This window comes from Streptomyces sp. MnatMP-M17, from assembly GCF_900091995.1.
Lineage (GTDB): Bacteria > Actinomycetota > Actinomycetes > Streptomycetales > Streptomycetaceae > Streptomyces.
On sequence record NZ_FMDK01000166.1, the window covers coordinates 1 to 7,459 of the forward strand.

A 7,459-nucleotide genomic window follows, 5' to 3' on the forward strand; every position below is an offset into this window, starting at 1 on the left:
GGCGGGCGGAATTCCATCGTCCGGTCCGCTCATGCCCTGCCAGGCGAGCCAGCCCGCCAGCGCGGCCGACACCAGCGCGGCGCCCACGACAGCGAGACTGCTCCGGCCGGAACGGCGTCGGACGGTCGGCCGGCTCTCACCGGACTGCGGGCTTTCGTTGTCGTACGGCACGTAGCGATGCTAGGCCCCCTGTCTGCCACATAGCGTCGTCCGCCCGCCGGCCAGACGGCATGTGGCAGACAGGGCCTGCGAACGGTCAGAGTCCTGGTCCGGTACGGCGCAGGACGCGCAGCGAGCCGGTGCCAGGGAGTTCGGTGAAGGCGCCGGAGGCGAGTGCTCGCAGATATATGTGGTAGGGCGGTCGGCCGCCGTCCGCCGGGTCCGGGAAGACATCGTGGATCACGAGCAGTCCGCCCTCGGTGAGATGCGGCGCCCAGCCCTCGTAGTCGCCGTTGGCATGCTCCTCGGTGTGGCCGCCGTCGATGAAGACGAGTCCGAGCGGCGCGCCCCAGACCTTCGCGACCTGCGGTGAACGGCCGACGACGGCGATCACCTGGTTCTCCAGACCGGCCCGGTGGAGGGTGCGCCGGAAGGTGGGGAGCGTGTCCATGACGCCGAGGTCCGGATCGACGACGGCCGGGTCGTGGTACTCCCAGCCGGCCTGCTGCTCCTCGCTGCCGCGGTGGTGGTCGACGGTGACGGCGACCGTCCCCGCCTCTCTCGCGGCGGCGGCCAGCAGCAGGGTGGAGCGTCCGCAGTACGTACCGATCTCCAGGAGCGGCAGCCCGAGCACGCCGGCCTCGGCCGCCGCCGCGTACAGGGCGAGCCCTTCGTGTACGGGCATGAACCCTTTGGCGGCCTCGAAGGCGGCGAGGACGTCGGGTGCGGGCTCGGTCCCGGCGGACATGGGCGGCTCTCCTCGGTCTGACGTGCTGGTTTCCGTCGGCCGCCTGGCGGCGTCGGCGCCCATGCTCCCGTACACCCCCGGCCGCACAAGAGCCGGGGGCGCCGTCGCTCAGGAAGAAACCGCGGTGGCGCGCTCCGGCGCGCTCTGTGCCAGCACCAGATCGACATCGACCGGCAGACCGTCGCCGCCGTACACCGCAGGGCGCGCGTGCGGCGCGTATCCCGTCGCCGTCGCCGCCAGTACGTAGTGCCCGCCGGTCTGCGGCAGCAGCGCGTATCCGCCGTTCTCGTCCGTGGTGGTGAGTCCCGCCTGCCGGCCTCCGCCGTCGATGAGTGTGACATTCGCCCATGCCACCGGCGTACCGTCCGGGTCCAGCACACGTCCTCGGAAACCGCCGGAACCGGCGACCAGTGTGTGCTGCCGTCCTCGTCCGTCCTCGTCCGGTGTGGAGTCCGGTGTTGTGGACTCCGGCGTCGTGGACTCCAGCGACGCCAGGGACTTCGGCGCCGACCGCTGCGACGGCAGGAACGCCGCCAGAGCCAGACCGGCGGCCACCGCACCCGTGGCGATCAGGAACGAGATACGGAAGCCGTGCAGCGTGGGCAATGTCACTCCGCCCGAGACGGCCGAGGTGTGGGCCAGCACCATACCGATCACCGCGCTCGACACCGACGTGCCGATGGAGCGCATCAGAGTGTTCAGACCGTTGGCCGCGCCGGTCTCCGAGGGATCCACGGCTGCGATGATCAGCGCCGGGAGCGAGGAGTACGCGAGACCGATGCCCGCGCCCACGACCACCGAGATCACGATGGTCTGCCAGGCAGCGCTCATCAGGCCGAGGCCCGCGCCGTATCCGATACCGATGATCAGCATGCCCAGCATCAGCGAGACCTTGGGGCCGCGCCGCGCGGAGATCCGGGCGTAGAGCGGCGCCGTGAACATCATCGCCAGTCCGAGCGGTGCCACACACAGCCCGGCCACCACCATCGACTGGCCGAGGCCGTATCCGGTGGACTTCGGCAACTGGAGGAGCTGGGGCAGCACGAGCGAGATCGCATAGAAGGCGACACCGATCATGATCGAGGCGAGATTGGTGAGCAGCACCTCACGGCGCGCGGTGGTACGGAGATCGACCAGCGGCGCGGCACTCCTCAGCTCCATGACGCCCCAGAGCAGCAGGATCACGACCGCCAGCACGAACAGCCCGATCGTGGTGGTCGAGCCCCAGCCCCAGTCGCCGCCCTTGGTGATCGGCAGCAGCAGGGCGACAAGACCGGCGGAGAGCCCGATCGCGCCGAGCCAGTCGAACCGGCCGCTGGCCCGTACCGACGACTCGGGGACGAAGCGGAGCGTGAGCAGGATCGACAGTGCGCCGAGCCCGGCCGCGCAGAAGAACAGCGCGTGCCAGTCGGCGTTCTGCGCGACCAGGGCCGCGCCGGGCAGAGCGAGTCCGCCGCCCACGCCGATGGAGGAGCTCATCAGCGCCATCGCGGAGCCGAGGCGCTCGCGCGGCAGCTCGTCGCGCATGATGCCGATACCGAGCGGTATCGCGCCCATGGCGAAGCCCTGGAGCGCCCTGCCGACGATCATGATGACGAGATCGTCGGTGAATCCGCAGATCAGCGAGCCGATCACCATGACGGCGAGGCTGGCGAGCAGCATCCGGCGCTTGCCGAAGAGATCTCCGAGCCGGCCCATGATCGGGGTGGCGATGGCGCCGGCCAGCAGAGTCGCCGTCATGACCCAGGTGGCGTCGGCGGGTGAGGTGTGCAGAAGTGCGGGCAGATCCTTGATCACGGGAACGAGCAGGGTCTGCATCACCGCCACGGTGATGCCCGCGAAGGCGAGCACGGGAACGATGGCGCCGCCCTCACGGGTCCCGGTCCGCGGCCGGGTCCGGGGCTGCGGCCGGTTCCGGGAAGCCTCCGGGTGTTGGTGATCGGTTGTCGGCTGTGGCATACGTGCGTCCTCCGGGCAGGAAAGGAGAAGGTCGGGGCGGGTGCGTGGCGGCGGGGCAGGGCGGACGGCACGGTCCGCCAAGTGCATGCAGTGTGAAACCTTCCCCATCGCCGCGTTATTCCGGCGAACGCGGTACGAACACAGTCCGACGCCGACGGGCTTCTTTCTGACGGGCTGTCAAGCTGCGACCATGGCGCGCATGATCCGAGCCGCCGCAGATTCCGAAGCCGCTGACAATGCGGACATATCCGGGTTAAAGGGTCAAAGCGGGTCAATGGACCCAGATCGTACCAGTGTTCGCACCCGTGTCCGAATCTGGGCGGTGATCCTCGCCACCCGCGCGCAGCATCCTCGGCTGATGCCGCTGGTCGGTGTCTGGAATATCGGGGTCATCGGGGCGCCGGTGGACGCCGGGTTGGGCCTGGGACTGACGAGCACCACACTGGCGGCGTTGGCCGGCGGTGGATCAGAGCCAGCCCTGGCGGCGGGCGGCGCGTACCGCCTCCGTACGGTTGCGCGTGCCGGTCTTGCCGATGGCCGACGAGAGATAGTTCCGTACGGTCGACTCGGACAGCCGGAGCCTGGCCGCGATGTCGGAGACGGTCGCGCCGTCCACGGACGCGTTCAGCACCTCACGCTCCCGCGCCGTGAGCGGATTCGGGCCCGTGCTCAGGGCCGCCGCCGCGAGTGCCGGATCGATGACGGTCTCACCGGTCAGCACCCGGCGGATCGCCGCGGCGAGCTCCTCCACCGGCCCGTCCTTGACCAGAAAGCCCGCCGCTCCCGCCTCCATGGCACGGCGCAGATAGCCGGGCCGTCCGAAGGTGGTCAGAATCAGCACCCGGCAGTCGGGCACCTCGTCCCGCAGCAGCGCGGCGGCGTCCAGCCCGCTGATACCGGGCAGTTCGATGTCCAGCAGGGCCACATCGGGACGCGAGACGAGCGCTGTCTCCACGATGGCGTCCCCGGTGGCCACCTGGGCGACCACCTCGATGTCCGGCTCCATACCGAGCAGCAGCGCCAGGGCCCCGCGCAACATCCCCTGATCCTCGGCGAGGAGAACTCTTACGCAGGGTACCGGTCGGTGGTCGCGGGGCATCTCATCCATGGGCAAAGGCTACGGCCAGGGCCCAAGCTCAGGGCAGCAGAAAGGGGCCCCGGTCAGCGCTCAGAGAACGCCAACTGGGGCCGATGCTGGAGCAGCTACGCGCTGCGAAGTGGTACCGGACAGTCCGGAGAGTCGAGCCACGCCCGTTCGCCGTCGCCGTCCACGGTCAGCCCGAAGCGGTCGAAGCCGGGGCGCCCCCGCCCCTCCCACCACTGGTAGGCGGCTTCCGTCTCGTCCCACAGCTTGCGAGGGCCGGACTGGACCACCACGTACTCACTCGCCTTCGGCTCGTAATCCACCGACGCCCACGAGCGGGTGTCGGTGCTGTACGTCCACAGCGTGTAAGAGCCGTCGTCGTACCGCTCGGCACGCCAGAACGCCCCGGGTACCTGTAGCCCGATCACAAACTGTTCGAGCCACCCGCCGATATCAGCGGGGCAAAGCGTGGTCGTGCTCCTTGTACCGTCTGCGGGCCACTGCTGACCCTTGAGATAGGCGTCGAAGGGCGGGCGTTCCGTTCGCTGCTGTCGCAGGCGCATGAAGGCACTGGAGCGGGTGAAGGGGCCGTTCGCCATACCGTCGTCGGCAACGGTCAGACGCGCGATGTACTCGCCGCCGTAGTCCGTCCCCCACGGGCTGACGATGATTCCGCCCGGCCGGGTCTGCTCGATCCAGATCCGGGGCACCTTCCCGACCGAACACGTAGCAATGACCCGGTCGTATGGCGCGCCGCCTACGTATCCCAACCGGCCGTCACCGACGATGACCAGCGGGGCCAGACGAGCGGCCCGAAGGTTCTCCCCGGCTTCCTTGGCCACGGTCTCGTCATACTCCACGCTGACCACGTTCCCGCCACCCAGCCGTTGCGACAGAAGACCAGCGTTCCAGCCTGTACCCGTGCCGATTTCAAGAACGCGGTGCCCTTCCTGCACGTCCAGGTCAGCGAGCATCGAGAAGACCATGCGCGGCATGGAACTGGAGCTTGTCGGCGTGGCTCCCAGTCCGTCACCACTGTGCCGTCCGTCGTCCCACTGCGTGGTCAGCGGGATATCGGAGTACACCGCCTTGAACCACGCGTCGGGGTCCTGGGCCCGGTCCACCAACGCCGTCTGCTCAGTGCCGTCCGCGATGCCCGGCCAGATGCGGTCAGGTACGAACAGCTCACGGGGTACTGCCTCAAAGGTCGGCAGCCACTCAGGAGTCAGCGCGCCCGCCTCTACGAGCGCAGAGGCGAGCCCCGAAAGGCCCGCCTCCTCTGTGCGTTCGATCACGAGTACCTACTTACCCGTTGCGGGGCCAGAACCGTCAGACGTGTTGCCGCCCTCGTCGGAGCCGCCGCCACCGTGCTTGGCGCCGCTGTTGCTGTCGTCCTGCTGGCTCCCGCCCTGACCGCTTCCGGAACCGCCGCCGTGCTGTCCACCCATGGGGTGCTCCTCTGTAGTTGGGGTGCTGGTCTGTGCAACCCGCCCGGCCGTCTCCGCTTCACGGGGCGTGCGACCGGACGGGGGCTTGCCCCGACCCCGGCCGGAACGGGACCACTGCCACTCGCGCGCCTGCCATCGGTAGCAGGGGCGAGTAGCGGGCCTCACCGGGGGTCGGGAGTCTCAGGGGGCCGCGCGTTCTTGCTGAGGCTCGGCGGACGGAAGGGGCGGGATGGCCGTCCGGCCAGCGTTCAGCTCCAGGCGGCGCACAAGGGCCACGTCCTCGAAGGTCCGGGCGAACGTCGGGTGACTCGTCCGGCCGGTGTGCGTCATCATCGCCAGATCAGCGGCCTTGAGGTCCGACGTTGCGTCGAGTGGCCGCTCGTCGTGTCTACGGCGTAAGCCCCTGTGGCGGGAGTCCAGTTGCCTGACGCCGCGTCGGCAAGGCCCCGCCTGCACTGTCGGTCTGCTTCTGATCTGTTGGCCATCGTCGGCGCCCCTCGTGTGGTCCGGTGAAACCACTTTGGAGCGCCAACTACCGCTTGTCTGTGTCACTTTGATGACCCGCCAGCGGGAAGTACCACACGGCTATAGGGGCAGCCCCACCACGTCGGCCATGGTCCGCATCTCCGCCGTCAACGTCCGCCGCCCACTGATCACCCGTCCGAGGATGTCTCGGGCGTAGCGCTGGTTCGGCAACCACTCGGGGCTATCAGCGTTGATCTGCTCCAACTTCCCAAACGCGTCGGCGTAGTTGCCCGTCTTCACCAGCGCATCCGACACGTCCAGGAGGTGACGGTTGCGGTTGTTGGACGTGGGCTTGAGCCCTGAGAACGGGATGCGCTCAGCAAGCCTCAAAACCATGTCGGGGCGGTCGATGACCCCGGCGTTCTCGGCGGCCTTGAGCTTGACCGTGGTCGGCCCGAAGGTGCGAAGGAAATCGTTCTCCGGGGCGTACTCGCGCCCCAGGGCAACGGCTGCCGCTGTGGCGAACTTGAGGGCATCCTCAGCGTCTCCGGGCTGCGAGTTACGGACGGCGGCAGCGGACACCCGCAGCAGCATCCAGCCCCACGTACTCAGCTCAGCGGGGGTCGCTCGGGAGACTCGGGGCTCTACGTCGTCCGCCCATTTCACGGATAGGTCGTAAGCCTTGCCTAGCTCGCCCTGGCGGAGCAACAGCCAGCACAGCGTGTTGACGGTGGCTGCACCCTCCAGCCGGTCGGCAGAGTCGTCTAGGGCACGCTCTAGGGCTGTCTCAGCGGCCTTGAACTGGCGGGTCTGGGTCATGAGCCATCCGGCGAGCTGCAAGAGCCGCACGCGGACGGGTCGCCCTTCGGGGCCGAGTGCTTCGGCGTCCCTCAGCAGAGGCGGCAGCATCACGGACAGGGCGGCGAACTGATCACCCGAGAACAGGGGCTCTGTTTCGCGCAGCGCTGCCCGTACGCCGCTGACGGTTGGCGGTTCGTCGTCCAGTCCCGCAGCGAGCGGGGGACGCTCCAGAGCCTCACGGACAGCTGTCCAGCGGTCTACGGTCTCCTCGCTGGCGTCCTCCGGGTTCGGCCCCCCGGCAAGTTGCATGGTTGGCACCCTCAGCGAGTGGGCGAGCTTGCGCAGCGTCTCAAGCCGCGCTGTCTCCCGTTCTCCCTGCTCTAGCTTCCGGATGAGCGAGAGCGATACCCCCGACGCATCCGCCAATTCACGTTGAGACAGTCCGCGACGCTTGCGGACATCTTTGACCCTCTGCCCCGCAGTACTCATGGGTCGAGCGTACGCCTGAGCCCCCGCGCCGGACACGCCAACGGCCCCGCACCCATCCCGCGAGGGACAGGCGCGGGGCCACAGAATCGAAGGGGCACAACTGCCCAGTCGGCACAAGGGTTTTGATCGCCAGGGCCCCCACGTCGGCCGGGAGGTCCACCATTGATCCGAAGGTAGGTACCGCTTCGGCGACTCTGAAACCCGTACAGACAGGGGGCTGCTATACGAGGGGGTGCAGTCGGGGGCTGTCGGTTTTCGAGGTCGCAGGCACGGATTTTCACGCTCGGCCGCACTCCTGTCCGGGCG

General features: G+C 68.8%; 6 protein-coding genes. All 6 read right to left on the minus strand.

The genetic code is table 11. From position 1 onward, the window contains the following. Nucleotides 1-256 precede the first annotated feature (256 nt). The 6 genes from GA0115259_RS08535 to GA0115259_RS08560 all read right to left on the minus strand — a co-directional run bounded on the left by GA0115259_RS08535 (nt 257) and on the right by GA0115259_RS08560 (nt 7,153). Nucleotides 257-907, minus strand: coding sequence for a class I SAM-dependent methyltransferase (locus tag GA0115259_RS08535; protein ID WP_093593208.1), 651 nt, complete (start codon nt 905-907; stop codon nt 257-259). A 108-nt stretch (nt 908-1,015) separates the two neighbouring features. Continuing rightward, the gene (locus GA0115259_RS08540; protein WP_093593211.1) at nt 1,016-2,866 is read right to left on the minus strand and encodes an MFS transporter; all 1,851 of its coding nucleotides are present in this window, start codon (nt 2,864-2,866) and stop codon (nt 1,016-1,018) included. Nucleotides 2,867-3,332: 466 nt separating this feature from the next. Next, nucleotides 3,333-3,974 (minus strand): response regulator transcription factor, encoded by a 642-nt coding sequence (locus GA0115259_RS08545; protein WP_176732479.1) that lies wholly within the window; start codon nt 3,972-3,974, stop codon nt 3,333-3,335. A 95-nt stretch (nt 3,975-4,069) separates the two neighbouring features. Next, complete coding sequence (locus GA0115259_RS08550; protein WP_093593214.1) at nt 4,070-5,245, minus strand: methyltransferase domain-containing protein; 1,176 nt, start codon at nt 5,243-5,245, stop codon at nt 4,070-4,072. Between the two features lie 6 nt (nt 5,246-5,251). Then, a complete protein-coding gene (locus GA0115259_RS40100; protein WP_176732480.1) occupies nt 5,252-5,398 on the minus strand; it encodes a hypothetical protein in 147 nt (48 codons plus the stop codon). Nucleotides 5,399-5,983: 585 nt separating this feature from the next. After that, on the minus strand, nt 5,984-7,153 hold the full coding sequence (locus tag GA0115259_RS08560; protein ID WP_093593220.1) for a helix-turn-helix domain-containing protein: 1,170 nt from the start codon (nt 7,151-7,153) through the stop codon (nt 5,984-5,986). Between the last annotated feature and the right edge of the window lie 306 nt (nt 7,154-7,459).